This is a genomic window from Peptoniphilus duerdenii ATCC BAA-1640, assembly GCF_000146345.1.
In the GTDB taxonomy this organism is placed as follows: domain Bacteria; phylum Bacillota; class Clostridia; order Tissierellales; family Peptoniphilaceae; genus Peptoniphilus_B; species Peptoniphilus_B duerdenii.
Genome location: NZ_GL397071.1, coordinates 313,763 through 331,900, shown reverse-complemented (window position 1 = coordinate 331,900; position 18,138 = coordinate 313,763). Strand labels below are relative to the sequence as shown.

Annotated in this window: 18 protein-coding genes; 15 read left to right on the top strand and 3 right to left on the bottom strand. The window is 33.6% G+C overall.

Annotated features, from left to right (window positions below; genetic code table 11):
* The first annotated feature begins 76 nt into the window (after positions 1–76).
* The 10 genes from hpf (at position 77) to HMPREF9225_RS01435 (ending at position 10,793) form a co-directional block, all read left to right on the top strand.
* Positions 77–601 (top strand): ribosome hibernation-promoting factor, HPF/YfiA family, encoded by a 525-nt coding sequence (gene hpf / locus HMPREF9225_RS01480; RefSeq protein ID WP_008901152.1) that lies wholly within the window; start codon positions 77–79, stop codon positions 599–601.
* 1,216 nt (positions 602–1,817) lie between these two features.
* Positions 1,818–2,705 carry an FUSC family protein gene (locus HMPREF9225_RS01475; protein WP_040551258.1) on the top strand — a complete coding sequence of 296 codons (888 nt, stop codon included), beginning with the start codon at positions 1,818–1,820 and terminating at the stop codon, positions 2,703–2,705.
* Positions 2,686–4,272, top strand: coding sequence for a hypothetical protein (locus HMPREF9225_RS01470; protein ID WP_008901149.1), 1,587 nt, complete (start codon positions 2,686–2,688; stop codon positions 4,270–4,272). Before HMPREF9225_RS01475 ends, HMPREF9225_RS01470 begins: the two co-directional genes overlap by 20 nt.
* 6 nt (positions 4,273–4,278) lie before the next feature.
* Entirely contained in the window at positions 4,279–5,073 is a 795-nt protein-coding gene (locus HMPREF9225_RS01465) for an MBL fold metallo-hydrolase (RefSeq protein ID WP_008901148.1), read from the top strand.
* The gene (locus HMPREF9225_RS01460) at positions 5,066–5,947 is read left to right on the top strand and encodes an alpha/beta fold hydrolase (protein WP_008901147.1); all 882 of its coding nucleotides are present in this window, start codon (positions 5,066–5,068) and stop codon (positions 5,945–5,947) included. Before HMPREF9225_RS01465 ends, HMPREF9225_RS01460 begins: the two co-directional genes overlap by 8 nt.
* A gap of 160 nt (positions 5,948–6,107) precedes the next feature.
* Complete coding sequence (locus HMPREF9225_RS01455; RefSeq protein ID WP_040551257.1) at positions 6,108–6,632, top strand: cysteine hydrolase family protein; 525 nt, start codon at positions 6,108–6,110, stop codon at positions 6,630–6,632.
* Between the two features lie 114 nt (positions 6,633–6,746).
* Positions 6,747–7,775 (top strand): PDDEXK nuclease domain-containing protein, encoded by a 1,029-nt coding sequence (locus tag HMPREF9225_RS01450; RefSeq protein WP_008901145.1) that lies wholly within the window; start codon positions 6,747–6,749, stop codon positions 7,773–7,775.
* Positions 7,776–8,889: 1,114 nt separating this feature from the next.
* Positions 8,890–9,270, top strand: coding sequence for a GntR family transcriptional regulator (locus HMPREF9225_RS01445; protein ID WP_338127298.1), 381 nt, complete (start codon positions 8,890–8,892; stop codon positions 9,268–9,270).
* Entirely contained in the window at positions 9,267–10,145 is an 879-nt protein-coding gene (locus tag HMPREF9225_RS01440) for an ABC transporter ATP-binding protein (protein WP_008901143.1), read from the top strand. Before HMPREF9225_RS01445 ends, HMPREF9225_RS01440 begins: the two co-directional genes overlap by 4 nt.
* 3 nt (positions 10,146–10,148) lie before the next feature.
* On the top strand, positions 10,149–10,793 hold the full coding sequence (locus HMPREF9225_RS01435) for an ABC-2 transporter permease (RefSeq protein ID WP_008901142.1): 645 nt from the start codon (positions 10,149–10,151) through the stop codon (positions 10,791–10,793).
* Between the two features lie 642 nt (positions 10,794–11,435).
* Here HMPREF9225_RS01435 and HMPREF9225_RS01425 read toward each other — a convergent pair.
* Positions 11,436–12,335 (bottom strand): DMT family transporter, encoded by a 900-nt coding sequence (locus HMPREF9225_RS01425; RefSeq protein ID WP_008901140.1) that lies wholly within the window; start codon positions 12,333–12,335, stop codon positions 11,436–11,438.
* Positions 12,336–12,393: 58 nt separating this feature from the next.
* Between HMPREF9225_RS01425 and HMPREF9225_RS01420 the strand changes: the two genes are divergently transcribed.
* The 5 genes from HMPREF9225_RS01420 to HMPREF9225_RS01400 all read left to right on the top strand — a co-directional run bounded on the left by HMPREF9225_RS01420 (position 12,394) and on the right by HMPREF9225_RS01400 (position 16,140).
* The gene (locus HMPREF9225_RS01420) at positions 12,394–12,924 is read left to right on the top strand and encodes a DUF3783 domain-containing protein (protein WP_008901139.1); all 531 of its coding nucleotides are present in this window, start codon (positions 12,394–12,396) and stop codon (positions 12,922–12,924) included.
* Positions 12,925–13,062: 138 nt separating this feature from the next.
* The gene (locus HMPREF9225_RS01415; RefSeq protein ID WP_008901138.1) at positions 13,063–13,815 is read left to right on the top strand and encodes an acyl-CoA dehydratase activase; all 753 of its coding nucleotides are present in this window, start codon (positions 13,063–13,065) and stop codon (positions 13,813–13,815) included.
* Positions 13,812–14,591 carry a hypothetical protein gene (locus HMPREF9225_RS01410; protein WP_008901137.1) on the top strand — a complete coding sequence of 260 codons (780 nt, stop codon included), beginning with the start codon at positions 13,812–13,814 and terminating at the stop codon, positions 14,589–14,591. The genes HMPREF9225_RS01415 and HMPREF9225_RS01410 overlap by 4 nt, the downstream gene beginning before the upstream one ends.
* 4 nt (positions 14,592–14,595) lie before the next feature.
* Positions 14,596–15,870: a double-cubane-cluster-containing anaerobic reductase gene (locus HMPREF9225_RS01405; RefSeq protein ID WP_023059572.1), complete on the top strand. Its 1,275-nt coding sequence runs from the start codon at positions 14,596–14,598 to the stop codon at positions 15,868–15,870.
* 15 nt (positions 15,871–15,885) lie between these two features.
* Positions 15,886–16,140, top strand: coding sequence for a putative Se/S carrier protein (locus tag HMPREF9225_RS01400; protein WP_008901135.1), 255 nt, complete (start codon positions 15,886–15,888; stop codon positions 16,138–16,140).
* A 1,017-nt stretch (positions 16,141–17,157) separates the two neighbouring features.
* On the opposite strand, the gene HMPREF9225_RS01395 is transcribed toward HMPREF9225_RS01400, so the two are convergent.
* Together HMPREF9225_RS01395 and HMPREF9225_RS01385 are read right to left on the bottom strand one after the other, a co-directional pair.
* Positions 17,158–17,352 (bottom strand): hypothetical protein, encoded by a 195-nt coding sequence (locus HMPREF9225_RS01395; protein WP_008901133.1) that lies wholly within the window; start codon positions 17,350–17,352, stop codon positions 17,158–17,160.
* A 178-nt stretch (positions 17,353–17,530) separates the two neighbouring features.
* Positions 17,531–17,713, bottom strand: a complete 183-nt coding sequence (locus HMPREF9225_RS01385; RefSeq protein WP_008901131.1) for a class IIb bacteriocin, lactobin A/cerein 7B family — start codon at positions 17,711–17,713, stop codon at positions 17,531–17,533.
* Positions 17,714–18,138: the final 425 nt, after the last annotated feature.

The following is an 18,138-nucleotide window of genomic DNA, read 5'->3' as shown; positions in this document are numbered from 1 at the left end:
ATAAACATTTTAACATATTATTGAGAGTAAAATTATAATTTATTGGGTAACTATATAAAAAGACAGGAGGTACATTATGAAACTTATATTAACAGGCAAAAATCTAACCTTGACAGATGATTTAAAGGCATTGGCTGAAAAGAAACTATCTAAACTAGATAAGTACTTTGCAGATGAAGTTGAGGCAAGGGCTGTATTTTCTCATATTAAGAACAGAAAGAGAATCGAAGTAACAGTGTTCTTAAAGGGAGCGACCCTAAGAGCAGAAGAAACTTCTGATGATATGGAAACTTCCATGGACAAAGTGGTAGATGTACTCTCAAGACAAGTTAGAAAGTACAAGACAAGACTTAAGAACAAGAGTCAAGAAAAAGAAACCATCAGATTCGACAACTTCGAAGAACCTAAGGAAGAACCAAAAGAAAAGATCGTTAAGAGAAAGAGATTTAAAATTCATCCAATGTTTGAAGAAGAAGCAGTAGTTCAAATGGAACTATTAAATCACGATTTCTTCGTATACATCAATGAAAAAGATGGAACTCCAGCAGTAATCTACAGAAGAGATGATGGGGATTACGGTATAATAGAAACGGAAAATTAATAATTTTTAAATGAATTAAATGATTTATATGAATTAAAGGAAAGAGTTATCTCTTTCCTTTTTTATGTATGACGGGCATGTTCTAATGCTGGGGTGAAATTCCCTACAGAGCGTAGTTACCGACGAATCTAATAGCGACTTGCAAGTTTTGGATGGTGACATCTAGGAGAGAAGAAGCAATAGCGAAATCGTGGCTTGACGAACAGGAACAGAATACAAGGCGTAACAGGTGGGCAAGCTAGCTTAAGATAGCAAAGACCCAAAAGGTAACCGTAAACCCAAGGCGTAAATTCTGCAAGTAAACGATGAAAGTATTAGGGCTTATCCCGTGAGGTCTAGCTAGCGAAATAGTAGTAACAACGAATAGTGAGAAGTCAGCAGAATCCATAGTAGCGAAGAAGTTTCTGTAATGGAAATGGAGCGAAGGGAGGAACGATATTTATTGTAATATTTGAAAAGGATGTACTATGACTTGATGGAACACAAGAAATGACGTATTCATTTCTCAAGGTTCGGATACAAAAAGAATAAAGTTAAATAGATACATCAGTAATAAATAATATTATACAAGAAAATATCGAACCGCCGTATACCGAACGGCACGTACGGGTGGTGTGAAAGGGGCTAGATCTTAGCCCCTATTCGATTGGAATATATTTGCTTTTGGAAGGAAGGTTCTGGATTTATTATTAAAAAAGTCTAATAAATTGTATATTTTGTAGCGGAAGCAATCTGCTTCCACAGCCGATAGGCTACAACTATCTTCCCAACTACAGTCACCCTGAGAGGCAGTCGAGTTCTGCAAATCAGCCTTCACTTTGTTCGGCTTCTTTGGAACTCTTTGCACAAGACCTGCTGCGAAATCAAAGATTTCAGCTAGGGCTTCGAAGGATCTGACCTATATTAAACCTAAATTATGCAAATAAAAAATGTGTTACTCTAAATATAATCCACAATTTTTTTGATTCTCATTTATAATCTTTCCCATATTTTTTATTTAAAAATTTAAATCCTATAAAATACACAAATTTTACATAAATTTTATTTTTATCCACAAATGCAAAATAAAATGCAAAAATGTGTAGAAAAACATGTGGATAATGTGGAAAACTTTGTGGAGAATGGTATTGACGAAGAATTAAGCTGTGGATTATTTAAAAACTTTAAGATTTATATACCTGAATAATAATGTTATAATATTAATATGGATAATTATGTGAAATCAAATAAGAGAATTGGTCTTAGATCGATTAAAACTGCTGTTGCTGTGATGATTGGTCTATATCTTTCATATATTTTTAAATTATACACTCCACTTTACACGTCTATCGCCTGTGTCACTTCGATGCAGTCTTCTGTTTACGACAGTGTAAAGGATGTGACCAAGAGGGGTTTTACCGCGGTTTTCGGGGTTACTTTGGGATATCTTCTTTCAAAACTTACAGAAGATCCTTATTTGGAAATCCTCGTGTGCGGTTTTGGAGTTTTGCTTATACTTTTTCTGTTAAAACAATTTAAATTAAATAGAATGGCGTCTCTTTCCTGCATCGTGTTTATGGCGTCCTATTTTTCAAAAATCGACAAGTTTCAATATGGACTTAACAGGGTCATCGGAACCATAATCGGCATGCTCGTCGGTCTTCTTGTAAACCTAATCGTTGCTAGACCTAGACTTGATTTGGATTTTTACAACGACGCTATCGCCCAAAGGGATATTTTAAGAAATATTTTTATTAATATTATAAAGAGGGATGAAAGAAATATAGAGTTTGTCTCTGGAAGCAGAAAGTCTGTTGAAGAAAAGTTTGAGAAGCTTTTAAAAGAGTACGAAACTATAATGCATCCAAAGATGGACATAGTCCACGCCAAGGAACTAAAAGGGATTTTTTCAAATCTTGAAATCAGTTTAAATCTTTTGGATCTTTTGGAGCCTAAGGTTTTGGATTATGAAAATAGAATTAAACTTCTTGAAGACTTTGGCATTGAAACTACAGAAGAGGAAGTCGAAGAGAGTGAACTAAGCATCGTATATAATTACCAAGTGGCAAATATTTTAAGATGCTTTGAAGAAATGGAGGATATACTTGAAAAAATCAAACCTTGATTTTGTAAAAAGTTTTAAAAAATTAATAGATAGAGATTTGGAAAGAGCCTTCGCCGGCAAGAGCCCTGGTGAAGTAGAAGTGTTTAAACACGCCTTTTACTATGACTTATTCGGACAATTTGCAACTCCCTTTAATGATTATAATGAAAAGTTTTTAGAAAAAACCGAAGATTATAGACAGCTTGCAAGGGAGAAACTTCGAATGGGTCAAGATGAGTTTAGAGATACATTTTGTACATATGGATCCTACTCTGCTATTTGCATCGTAAATTCTATTAAGAAGACAAAAGAATACTACACCATAGATGCATATGAAATTATATTAGGAGAGAAAATAAAAATCTATTCTCCTTATGAACTTAAAGAAGAAGATCTTGGCGAAGTGGTGTTCTTAAGGATAGTAGAACTTGACGGTAAATACTACTTAATCGATTCCTACATGCCTCTTCCAGAATTCAATATGACTAAGTTTATCGTATATAACAGTGACATAATTGCCGACGCAAGGGAAAATAATAAAGAAATTAGAAATTATTTAAATCCTATTTTTTTACAGAATGTGAAGATGCCAGAAATTTTCTCTAAACTTCTTTCAGTAAATACAGATCTTACGAATATCGTATTTATGAAACTTCACGGAGAGTGTGCCGATATTGCAGAGAATGTAATGGCTTCACTTGAAGAGGAAGAGATAGAAGAAGAGGACTTGCCTACATTTTTAAAGGTAATTATCGAATATAGAGAAAGTTATAAAAATTATAAAAAACTCCCTGACTATATAAAGAGTGTCTGCTCCAAGGGAATGATGCTAAACACCTATGCCCTAGAGGATTTCGTTAGATTTATAGCGACATTTTTGGAAAAAGAGGGAGAAAGAAAGATTGCAAAAAAGATAAAGGACAATCTCTTTATCTACAAAAATATTCTATCTAACACCAAACTCGGACTGTTTAGCGATTTTGATCTGCAGCTAAGGCTATTTGAACTTGGAATCTATCCAGGAGAATTGACGGATATGATGCTACAAATATGTTGGGAGATTAAATCTTCAGCATATCCTTTGAGAAAAGATAAGATGACCCTTACAAAAGGTGGAGAAGATACTATAATCAATACATTTTTAGAATTGACCTATGGGGGTACTTTCCACAAAGAGGATTTAAAAAGCTTTAGAATGGCTTATAATTTTGCCTATGGAACTCTTCTTAAGAGAGGATTCATAACGGAATATCTAGATCTAGAAAGATTAGCAGAGATGACTTCTGATTCTGAATTCTTTGAAACCATAACAAAAAGTGAAATGAACACCATGCTTATAGAAAATATATTGGACAAGGAAACTCTTAGCGAGTTAATAGGTCCTGTCAAAGCAAGAAGTCTTTATAAAAATCTAAAACTTTTAAGGGAAGGAGAAAATGTACTGACAGAAGAGCAGAAATTCCTTCTACAATATGTCGGATTATATGAGCTGGACAAAGTAGAAGGCTTCGATGAGTTCTATGATGAATACCTAAAAGAAAACAAAGAATCCAATATCATAGACATAAAGACGAAACGTAGGAAGTGAAAATAGATGAAATTAATTCCACTATCAAGTGGTAGTTCTGGAAATTCAATATTTATAGAAGAAAATAACACGAGAATATTAATCGACGCAGGCCATAGCGGCAAGAAAATAGAAAGTCTACTAAAAGATATCGACGTGGATCCTTCTACCATCGACGCGATTTTTGTAACCCACGAGCACATAGACCATGTAAAAGGCGTGGGAGTGCTACACAGAAGGTACAAGATGGACGTCTTTGCAAGCGAAGTGACCTTCAGGGCAATGGAGAGCCAAGTTAAGAAAATAAATGCAGAAAATATAAAAATATTTCAAAACTCTATAGGATTTAGGTACAAGGATCTATACATCGAGCCTATGGAAATCTACCACGACTGTCAGGAAGGAAACAGCTTTATCATTCATTCCAAAGATGAAAAAGCGACCATACTAACAGACACAGGCTGGGTCAACACAGAGATGATGAAGAAGATGGACGGCTCCGACATTTACTATCTAGAAGCAAATCACAACGTGGATATGCTTATAAACGGGACCTATCCATGGCAGACGAAACAGAGAATCCTATCTAACAGAGGACATCTTTCCAATGAAAACGCAGGAGAAATATTAAATAAACTTCTAAGAAAAAAAGGCGAGAGAATCATCCTCGCCCATCTCTCCAGCGACAACAATAGCCCGAGTATTGCATTGAAAGAAGTAAACACAAAATTAAGTGAAAGCGGAAAGATAGAAGGCGTGGACTACACAATAAAAGTTGCAAAAAGAGATGCAGTAACAAGAGATGAGGTAGAAAATGAGTGAATATATAGAATCGTCCTACAAAGGAACACAATTATATACCAATATTTGGAAGAGTAAAAATGAAAAGGCAACCCTTCAAATAGTGCACGGCATGTGCGAATATGTGGATAGGTACGAAGACTTTGCAAAGTATTTAAACGAATATGGCATAACAGTAATCGGTCACGATCATATCGGCCACGGACATTCGGTAAAGAGCAAAGATGATCTTGGATACTTTGGAAAAACGACGGTGGATAATCTAATAGAAGATATAAGAAGAGTATCAGAACTTAGAAACAAAGAGGTACCATACTACATTCTCGGACATTCAATGGGATCATTCCTTACGAGAAACTATATCTCAAAATACGATTTGGATAAGATAATCATCATGGGCACAGGACACATGACAGAATTCGAAGGCAAGACGCTTTACAATCTAGCGAGTCTATTTGAAAAATTCAAAGGAGACAGATACAGAGGAAAAATTCTAAACAGTCTAACCACAGGAAGTTACAAAAAAAAGCTAAAGAGCACAGATCCACTCAGCTGGTTAAGTCTAAACATCGAAAACATAAACACATACAAAGAAGATCCCCTATGTAACTACAATTTCACCACCAATGGATATAAAATGCTTGGAAAAATAATAATCGAAATGAATAAAGTAGAAAGATCTGGAAGAAACAAAGAAACAGACATCATGTTCTACTCCGGCGACAAAGATCCAGTAGGAGCCCTAGGAATAGGAGTAAAGAAAGTCTACAAAGAATATTTAGAAGACGGATATAGAGCAGAACTCCATCTAAAAGAAGAACTAAGACACGAAGTCTTAAACGAAAACGACCCAACAGTGTATGAAGAAATAAAAGATTTTTTGATAAGTGAATAGGAAAATATTATTTGAAACTCTTGGGAAACCAGAAGTTTTTTATTGGGAAATCTAGCAATTTATGGCAAAATATGGATGGAAATGGCATAATTTATGTAATTTCAAGAAAAATGTTTAATGTAAAAGAGTTGTAGATAATTTATAAATGAAGGAGAATACGATGAATGCATTAATTGTACTGGATGTGCAAAAGGGAATATTGAAGAAAAAGGATTTTTCAGAGACTTTAAATAATATTAAAATTCTAATTGATGATTTTAAAAAAAACAATGATATTGTAATCTTGACCAAGCATCTTTCGGATGATGCTGACAGTCCCTATTTTAAAGGCTCCGATGATGTGGAAATATGGGATGAGCTTCAAGGATTTGGCGATTATAATATTGAAAAGACATCCTGTAATCCATTTTATAAAACCAATCTTGCCCAAATTTTAAAAGACAATGAAGTGTCTAAAGTATATATAAGCGGCTTTAATACGGAATATTGTTGTTTATTTTCCAGCATCTTATGTTCTGATAGAGGTTATGAAACTATTTTTATTGAAGATGCTTCGGGAACATTTGGAGATGAAGAAATTTATGAAATGCCCGGATTAGATATTAATGATTTTATCGGTTCAATACTTAATTGGTCCGGAGAAGTTGAGGTTTTATATACTGAGGAGTATTTTAGTGGTATTTAATAATTAAGGGATTGAATTCAAAATGAAATCAATATAAGTATTTTGCAATCGATAGATTTAAACACACTATTTGTGATATGATCAAAGCAATTAAGAGGTCAAAGAGGTGCTTTCATGAGTAACAATAATATAGAGAGAGTTCATGATGATGTTTTTAATAGCATAAAAACATTGATGGATAAGGCAAGAAACGAAGTTGCAAGAGAAGTAAATAATATTTTGGTGCAAACTTACTGGGAGATTGGACGTATTATCGTAGAAGATGAGCAAGGGCATGAACAAAGAGCAGAGTATGGCAAAGAGCTTATAAATGACTTGTCAAGACAGCTTACAAGAGAGTATGGCAGAGGATTTTCAAGGTCTAATTTACAGAATATGAGAAACTTATATTTATCATATCCAATTTGCCAGACACTGTCTGGCAAATTGACCTGGTCCCATTATTGCGAACTCTTATCCATTAGCGATGAGAAAAAGCGAAGCTTCTATGAAAAAGAAAGTATAAATGCAAACTGGTCAGTAAGAGAACTTAAAAGACAAATTAAAACCTCACTTTTTGAAAGATTGCTCTTATCATCGGGGGAAGAAAACAAAGAAAAAGTCCTAGACCTAGCCTTAAAGGGCAATGAAATAAATAAGGCGGCTGACCTTGTAAAAGACCCTTATGTATTTGAATTTTTAGGTTTGCCAGAAGAAAAACCAATGATGGAAAGTGATTTAGAAAAAGCACTCATAGATCATATTGAAAAATTCTTGCTAGAACTTGGTAATGGTTTTATGTATGTAGGTAGTCAACAAAGAGTAACTTTAGGCAACACCCACTATTATGTGGATATGGTATTTTACAATAAGATATTAAGGTCTTATGTCTTAATCGAACTAAAAACAAGCAAGCTAATGCCAGAAGCAGTTGGTCAAATAAATATGTATCTCAATTATTATAAGGCAGAAGTCAATGATGAGATGGATAATGAACCGATAGGGATAATCTTATGTACTGATAAAGACGGAGTCCAAGCAGAATATGCCTTAGGAAATTTATCAAATAAAATATTCGCATCAAAATATACTTTGTATATCCCAGACAGGGAAGAGCTTGAAGAACAAGTAGAAAAGGTTATTAAAAAATATAAGGAAAAATAAAATATAAATTATAAGGAGAAGTAGAGAAAAAATCTACTTCTTTTTCATTGTAAGAGGATTGGAAGGATGATAATAAATAAGACACACTACAAGTATTTTACAATCTCTAATTAGGCATAAAGCAATTTATGGCAAAATAAAGACGGAATAACACAACAAATTCTCTAAAACAAAACACTAAATCAATGTAAGACTTAATTAAATCAATATTTATGCTATAATTAAATAAATCTAATAAAGAGAAGGTGAAGCTGCTACCGTGGCAGGTGCAGCCATTGTTGAAGTTACTGCATTAAACCATGCAATAGATAATTGTCAGAGAGTTTGGAGGCTTTATTTTGCGTAAAAGTAGATTAGAAAAGTTCAGAAATATGCTATTGATAATAGCTATATTTACGTCGTTTTTGTCCTCAATGTACTTCTTTTTTAGAATAAGAAATTATACGATAGCAATTATTTTTTTTATTCAGTTTCTTCTTTGTATGATGTTGAGTATTTCACAACATAAGAAATAAAATAAACCGACAGTGGTTCATTACGCTGTCGGTTAATTGCTTTTTTAGACATCCTTAATCTCTTTTGCCGTTACGGTTATAATCCGTATTCTCTTATCGCTCATGGTATCAAGCAATGTGTCGAGCTACAGGCGTTGTGTGTCTTTTGTGTCCGGCTTCTCTAAAAGGAATTGTAATATGGGCAGATAAAAAAATAGAAGCAACAAAACAAGTTGTATTAAAACACTAAGCTGAAAAACGATTAGAAATAAAAATCTAGTCGTTTTTTTATTACAAGAAAGGAGTTTTATATGAAAAAATTATAACAACTAAGACAAGAGTCAAAAGAAATAAAAGATAAAATTGACGATACAGAAGAAAGATTAAGGCAAGAAATAAATCAAGTGTACAAGTTAGCAAGTAAATTTATTGTATAACAAATTCAATTTATCTAACTAAAAAATTTAATGGAAATAGTATCGAAGATGATAGAAATTAAAAACTCTATCGTCTTTTTTTATACTCAAAATTAGGAAATTAAGGGGGTTGAAAAAACTTTTTGTTGGTGGTATTATTAAAACGACAAGTACACATAAGTACACTTTTGAAACAGGAGGTGCATTATAAATATTATTATAAATACCGATTCTAGCGAACCGATTTATGAACAAATCGAAAATCAGATAAAAAAACAAATTATGAATGAAGATTTGAAAACTGGAGATTCTATACCATCTATGAGAGTATTGGCTAGAAATCTTAAGGTAGCTGTAATTACAGTTCAAAAAGCTTATGAAAATTTACAAAAAGATGGATTTATTGAAACTATTCATGGCAAAGGCAGTTTTATATCAGCAAGAAATATTGAATTACAAAAAATAGAAACATATAAAGAAGTGGAAGATTTAGCTAAGAAAATTGTCAAGAGCATACAATCAAGTTCTATTTCAATAGATGACTTAATAGATTTAATAAAAAAGATATATGAGGAGGGGCAATGATGGATTCGTATGAAAATGAATTAGCATTAAGAGTATCTGGATTAAATAAAAAGAATAAAACAAATGATTTTTCTTTGAAAAATATAAATATTGAAGTACCTTATGGATCTATTGTAGGAAATATAGGAAGAAATGGAGCAGGGAAAAGTACTACTATTTCTTGTATTCTTGGAATGTTTCAAATAGATGATGGAAAAATAGAGATATTCGGTACTGAAGATTGTAATCAAATAGATATTAAAAAACACATAGGTGTTGTTTTAGATGACCCAAACTTTTCATTATTATTAACGCCTAATGAGATAAATGAGGTAATGAAATTTAATTATGGTAATTGGGAAGAAGATAGTTTTAAAAATTATTTGAATCGATTTAATTTGCCAATAGATAAGAAAACTAAGCAATTTTCATTTGGAATGAAAAAAAAGTTATCGTTGGCTATAGCATTGTCTCATGAAACAAAACTTCTCATATTAGATGAAATTACTTCAGGGTTAGACCCAGTAAGTAGAGATGAGATTTTATGTATATTATTAGAATTTATAGAAAACCCAGAACACTCGGTATATATATCATCACATATTACAACAGACTTGGAAAAAATAGCTGATTATATAGTTTTTATGGATAATGGTAAAGTCGTGTTGAGCGAAGAAAAGGATGAATTGTTATATAACTATGGGATACTTCGTTGTACTGATACAGAAATAGAAAAAGTGGAAAAAACGGACATCATTTCATACAGGAAGGAATTTGGAAGGATAGATATTTTAGTAAAAGATATATCGAAGATAAAGAATAAGTATAAAGAATTTGTTGTGAATAAACCAAACTTTGATGAAATGTTATTAATATTAACAGGGAAGGAGGACTAATATATGAAAGGTTTGTTGATAGAAATATATTATAAAAACATTAAAAATATTTTTATAATGAATGCATTTTTAATTTTAGTATGGATTCTAATAAATTTATTTGCTGACATACAAATGATTGTTTTTGCGTATTTTGCAGTAGTAATTTTCGCTAATAGTTTATTGCTACTTTTATCTCAAAGAAAAGATTATGATTTAAAATTATATAAATATGAATTCATGTTACCAATAAAAAGTAAAAATATAATACTATCAAAATATGTAAGTCAAGTAGTTATTATTCTCTTCTCTATATTGATGTTGATTATTTTGAATTATATATCAATTTATCTTGGTAAGCATTATTTTGATTATGGATCTTCAGACTTAATATCTTTGTTAAATGTTCTATTAGGTCTTATATTACAATTAGTATCAATCTTCTACTTAGCCATGTACTTTATTGATTTAGAGAAAGGTGATTTGTGGATGGTTTTAGGCTTGATTGGCTCTATAATGCTAGTATCAATAGAAATATTTACATTAAATAGACTCGGATTTTCTAAGTCAGATGGGAATATTGTACTTTGTATAATATACTTGGTAATATTTTTAATGTCTTTTGCATTGAACTCAAAGAAAATGGAAAATTTAAAATTAGATGTTTAGGATGAATGATGAATATCTTAGGCGATAGAAATTAAAAACTCTATCGTCTTTTTTTATTACAAAAAAGGAGTTATATATGAGAAAATTAGAACAACTAAGACACGAAGTCTTAAATGAAAACGACCCGACAGTGCACGAAGAAATAAAAGATTTTTTGATAAGTTAATAGGAAAATATTATTTGAAACTCTTGGGAAACCAGGAGTTTTTTGTTTTGGTATTAAGCAATTTATCCCACGTAGCGGAAGCATCTTGCTTCCACAGCCGAAGGCTATAACAAACTTCCCAACTGCAGTCACCCTGAGAGGCAGTCGAGTTCTGCAAATCAGCCTTCATTTCATTCGGCTTCTTTGGAACTCTTTGCACAAGACCTGCGACAAAATCGAAGATTTCGGCTAGGGCTTCGAGGCTACAAAAATTCTTCCAACTAAAGTCACCCATTTATAACCACACCATGGCTATACCCATTCGACTCCAATGACTCAGCCTAGGGGCTTCGTCATTTTCGCTCAGGGTGACTGTATTCATTGGGTTTTCTTGACAGATTCTTAGGCTGCAAATCCTAAGTGTATCTAAAACCTTCAAAAAAATCTCCTTAATAAAAGGAGATTAAATTCATTTATTTAAATTTTTACTTATCAAACTATTCCTTTACCCAAAGATCTTTTATTGAAAGAATCGCCACTGCAAATAGTATGCACATGATTCCTACAAAATCCATAAACACAAAGTGTTCTCCAAGGAGCACCATTGAAAATAATAGCGCTGATATTGGTTCAACGCATGCGATAAGTGATGTCTTAACCGGACCGATGATGGATAGCCCTTCGAAGTAAAGGGTGTAGGAAATGATCGTTCCAAAAAATGTAAGTCCCATAAATGCAAGGATAATCAGTGAATCTATTTTTTCTGGTATAGGTGGTCTAGAGACTAAAATCATCATAACCCCAGATATAAATGTGGCGAGTGCAGTTATATTTATTGTTCCGTATTTTTTTAATAACTTTGGCGGTACAAGGGTATATATCATCATAGCTACTGCTGAGAGTCCTCCGTATAGGAGTCCTTCGTTGGAGATGACTAGGGTGTGAATATTTCCTCTAGTCGCAAGGAAGAATGTTCCAAGGATTGCAAATATTATTGAAAATCCTTCAGCCCTATATGGTAGACGTGTCTCAAGCACGCACACTAGCACCACGATCATCACTATCCCTGTATATTGGAGAACGGTGGCGGTGGGTGCGTTGGTATAGGAGATTGTGATTAAATATGTGACCTGCATCGCTGCCATGCCAAAGATTGAAAAAGAAATTAGCACAAAGGTGTCCTTTAGATTTGTAAAGACCCTTAGGGCTTCTTTTCCATTTTTAATTAGAATATATATAAGCATTATGCTTCCTGCTATTAGCATCCTATAAGTGCTTAGGTCAAGTGGGGGAATACTTCTATCGTTCATCAAGTAGTAGGCACAGGTGCCAGATAGTCCCCAAAAGGTTGCACCGAGAAGTGTATATAAATAACCTTTTAAATTTTTATTTTTCATAAGCTCTCCTTAACTTATATTAACTATTTTATTTTAGCAACAGGGAGGTAAAACTGCAATGGATAAAATAATTTTGTACGGATTTACAAAGGATTTAAACTTAAAATTACAAGCTATCGCTAAAGAATTTGAAATTGAAACCATCTATACAGGTGATAAGGATTTAAAAGTTCCTATGGAAGATATCTTAAATTATAAAAAAAGTGAACCGGATTATAAAAATTTCTCACATGACATAAGTTTCATTTTTTTCTCAAATATGGATAGGAACAAATTATACGACTTTTTAAAAGTTGCAAACAAAATGGGAATTAATCTTCCGCATAAATCTGTAGCCACACCTAACAACTTAAGATGGACTCTGGAATATTTAATGGATCATATAAAGGATGAGCACAGGGTTGTGACCAAGTGGAAAAAGCTTGGAGAGTATGTAAAGAGGCTTGAAAGTGACGAAACTATAGAGATTGAAAAAGAAGTAAGAGACGAGATTATAGAAAAAGCCCATTCCTTCAAGACGGATATGAACTTAACAGAAGAGATGATAGATGAACTTATTTTAAAAATAGAAGAGTATTTAAAGGACTAGGATGTTAAAAAAACATCCTTTTTTATTTTTCTAAAAAATTTTACAAAAATATTTTTGCTTTCTTTTAATGAAAATTTGAATTTTTTATTATTTTGTTGTAGAATATAGCTAAGGTAAATTTAAATGTATGAGGTGAATATGTACTGTATAGGAATTGATATTGGATCCACTGCCAGCAAGGTCGTAGTTATGGATTCGAATAAAGAAAAAATAATTGAAAAAATACTCATGCCAAGTGGATGGAATTCAAAGGAAACCAGCCTTAAGATCAAGGACTATCTAGAAGAAAAATATGGAGACCTTTCAGATTCCAGAATAATGGCTACCGGTTATGGAAGAATTTCGGTACCTTATGCAGATAAAACCTTGACTGAAATAACATGTCATGGTAACGGCGCCAAATTTCTCTTAGGAAGGGACGCAACTATAATAGATATAGGCGGCCAAGATACTAAGATCATAGTGCTTGAAAATGGCATGGTTGTAGACTTTATTATGAATGATAAATGCTCTGCAGGTACGGGAAAATTCTTGGAAGTCATGGCTAATAGACTAGGACTTTCCATAGATGAGATGTTTACATCTGCCGAAAAAGGAACTGAAGTTAAGATCAGTTCAACCTGCACAGTATTTGCTGAGTCAGAAATTATTTCCCTAATGGGAAGAGGAACTCCAAAGGAAGATATTGCAGCAGGAGTAGTTAACTCCATCTGCGCAAAGGTCGTATCTTTGGCAAGTAGAAAATCGAGAGCAAACCACTACTTCCTAACTGGAGGATTCTGTAGCTCTCCTTACATGACTAAGGAACTTTCTGAACGTTTAGGAGCAGAAGTTTCCACCGACCCTGATGCAAGATTTGCAGGCGCAATAGGAGCGGCGCTATTGTCATGAGCCTACTTCCTGAAAAAGGAATATTTAATTTCACTGACTTAAAAAATTTAAGAAGGCTGTCTTTCGTCACAGCAATAGAAACCAAGATGAGTACAGATAATCTCGCATCTTATTTTGGCGACGTAGACATAGCACTTCTATATGGATTTGGCATAAAGCCCCTTCCTCTTGAGGGGCTTGATAGCTATATTTTTGAATATGGATTTCACGAAGGATGTGATCAAGTAAGATCCACACTAGTGTATCTTAAAACCGACAAATGCCCGATACTCTACTCATCTAAGTTCTACGTTTTAGACGATTACTGCCATGTCTTAAAAGAAGAACTAAGAGGAGCAACAGAAAAGGACGTGGTAAATCATTACGATTTGCATTCCTACCTAAAAGATCGTTATGAATTTTCTGAAGAACTTTTCGAAAGAGCAAAGGAAAACCTAGAGGAGATAGACTCACTTTATGAAAAAATAAGAGAAACCTCCATAGGCGGTTATGAACTATTTCTTTTAAAATTCTATTCAAGATATATTATAGATTTGAACGAGAGGATACAACTTTACAAAAACGTACTTAACATGTATTCTCCAGAGTTTAAAGACGCAAACAAAACTCACAAACAAAAAAGGTATGAAATTTTCGCCACATGTCCCGGAGGGATAATAGATGGCATTAATGAAGATCTTTGTAGCAAATGCTATGAAGTCAAGCCAAGAGACGGAATGTATGCAGTAAGAGGTTGCTACAAAAGATCTAAACATTATTTAAAATATGGAGGTTAATTTTATGACAGACAATCATAAGATGTGGGCTGATCTAGGAATGGATGTAGCAACACATGATATTCTATGTGAAGTACTACCAGGAGCATTCTCAGATGTATTCTTATCACAAGAAAACAGACCAAAGGGAATGGATTATTTCAACATGGTAGTTGGAGATATACACGGAATCAGACCTGCTGAGTTAATAGAAGCACAAAAAAACGGACAAAAAGTAGTAGGATCATTCTGTATCCACGTACCAGACGAAGTAGTAATAGCAGCAGGAGCAATCCCAACAGGACTATGCTCAGGATCACAATTCTGGGTACCAGGTGGAGAAAAAGTACTACCAACAGCAACCTGCCCACTAATCAAAGCATCACTAGGTGCAAGATTTGATAGAACCTGTCCATTCTTCAGAATAGCAGACCTATTCGTAGGAGAAACAACCTGTGATGGAAAGAAAAAAGCTTGGGAAATATTAGCCGAAGACGCACCTATGTACATAATGGATATTCCTCAACTAAAAAGAGAAAGAGACTTTAAACATTGGGAAGAAGAAATCAGAGGTTACATGGAAAGACTAGAAGAACTAACAGGCAACAAAATAACCGAAGAATCACTTCATAAAGCAATAGAAATAGTAAACAACAAGAGACGTGCACTACAAAGACTAAATAACTTTAGAAAACAAAAGAATGTACCAATAAGTGGAGTAGACGTACTACTAATCCACCAAATCGCATTCTTCGACGATCCAGAAAGATTCACAACCATGGTAAACAAACTATGTGATGAACTAGACGAAAGAGTTAAAAACGGTGTATCCGTATACGAAGAAGGATCAAAGAGAATCCTTCTAACAGGAACACCACTATCAATACCAAACTGGAAACTACATCATATAATCGAAACACTAGGCGCATCAATCGTAGGAGAAGAAATGTGTACAGGACTAAGATACTGTGAAAACCTAGTAGACGAAGAAGCTACAGACATGGATACAATGGTAGAAAATCTAGCAAGAAGATATCTAGGACACATCAACTGCGCATGCTTCACACCAAACATGGAAAGAATCGACGACATCAAGAGACTAGTAAAAGAATATAACGCAGACGGAGTAATCGACGTCAACCTTAAATTCTGTAACCTATACGATGTAGAAGGATTAAAAGTAGAAAAATCACTAAGAGAAGACAACATTCCAGTAATAGGAATCGAAACCGACTACACAGACGAAGACGCAGAACAACTAAAGACAAGAATAGGTGCATTCATAGAAATACTTGGATAAAAAGGAGGACAAAGGATGAAAATATTACACTATGTCCTAGTCCCAAACTCAAAGTTAGCCTATGAACTTTATCAAAAGCTAGAAAAAATAGAATCAACAATGGTTCCAACGCCGAGAGAAGTAGATCACTGCTGCGGAATAGCAATTCTTTATGAAAATGAAGAAGATAGAGAAAAGATAAAGAAAATAGCAGATGAAAATAATATAAAAATAGACACATTCTTTGATACAGAAAGTAAAATTGATCCAAACCGTGGAAGATTTTGCTAACCTTATTATTAATTCCTCCTTCGGGAGGAGTTTTATTTTTTTGAAAAAATATTTGAGAAAATCTGAAGGAATACAGTCACCCTGAGAGGCAGTCGAGTTCTGCAAATCAGCCTTCATTTCATTCGGCTTCTTTGGAACTCTTTGCACGAGACCTGCGACGAAATCAGAGATTTCGGCTAGGGCTTCGAACGGGTATAACCCTAGTGAGGTATAACACTTATGTTTTTTTGTAGCGGAAGCTACCAGCTTCCATATCCAAAGGCGTAAATTCTTTAAAACTTGCAAATAATTAAAACCAATATAGCGATAGTCTAAACAACTTGTCATCCTGAGCGGAAAAGGCGGTAGCCTTTGAAGTCGAAGGATCTGACCCATATTTAACCCATCTAAAACAAAAATGTAAAATAATTTTAAATAAATATCTTATGGATAACCTAACCCTATTCTTTCTTCTTCAAATCTTTTTTTACGAGGGAGCGGGAGGCACCGAAAAACCTACGGTTTTGCGAACGAGACTCGCAGTTTCCTCCCTTGTTAAAGCCCTAGCCGAAATCTCCGATTTCGTTGCAGGTCTTATGCAAAGAGTTCCAAAGAAGCCGAATGAAATGAAGGCTGATTTGTAGAACTCGACTGCCGATCGAGCTCCCTCTGCCCACCTCGCATTGGGAGGTTTTGGTAGTGATTTTTTTATTCGGCTAAAATTTTCCAAACTCGCTACGCTCAAACAGTGGAAAATTTCTTAACGCCGAAAGCAAAAATCACTTGTAGTGGCACAGTTTGTATCTGTAGAAGGATTGTGATTAAGGATTCTATGGTATAGTTCGAAGGAAGTTTCTAAATTTATTTTTACATAAGTCTAAGTAATGATATATTTTTGTAGCGGAAGCATCTTGCTTCCACAGCCGAAGGCGTAAATTTTTTAAAAATTGCAAATAAAAAAATAATAGGCATAACCTATTATTCAGAGTTTTCTATTTTATTCTATTGTCACATTTAATTTTACAACCTATCAAATAATTACTTAGTTTTTTTATATTTATTAATTAATAACAATACAATTGTTGCAAATAACGGAGGCACCAAAAAACTTAAATCTGTCATAATAATACTAAACCCTAAAAGTGAAATAATTTTAAAGAATATAATATTAATCACAAATAATGAAATAAATAGCAATACAATTTTAAAAACTCTAAGTATTTCTGTTTTCAATTATTCTCCTTTACAAATATGCTGAGCTTTAAAAATAATCAGCACACATTTTACAAATTGATATTTGCAGCAAACTTGCCAAATAAATACCCAAACTTATATAAAAGAAACATAAGTATAAGAATACCTACTATTTTATAATATGTAGGATAAGAATCCATTGATTTTCTTAAAAATTTCATAGAAAAGTCGCCTCCAATCTATAACGGTTTATTTTTTGATCCTTAGGATCTTTATATCCAGTATATACTCCTAGACCAAAAAGTGCAATACAACCGACAACTGCACATCCTATCAAAAATGATCCACCATCAACTAGCATTAATTCTTGTTCATTTAGAACTAAAAAATTTTTGTCCATAATTTATCCCATTTTATTTTTTATTAATTTAAATAATGTGCTACAGCTTTTCCAACTGTGTATCCCGTAGCGGAAGAAGGCTTTTTCCATAGCATTGATACTAAATTATTTTCCCTCAGGCGTTAGCCGTGGGAAAAGCATTAATCATATTTATTCCGTAGAATCCTTACTTGTAATCCATATTCTTATATAGTCAGTGCCACTGCATGTGATTTTTGCTTTCGGCGTTAAGAAATTTTCCACTGTCTGAGCGTAGCGAGTTTGGAAAATTTTAGCCGAATAAAAAAATCACTTCAACAAAAAGCCCAATGCGAGGTGGGTAGAGGGAGCTCGAGGGAGAAGGGAGGAAACTGCGAGTCTCGAAGAGAAAACCGTAGGTTTTTTCGAGAGACGTTAATTCCCTCCCTCTCCCTCGTAAAAAAAGA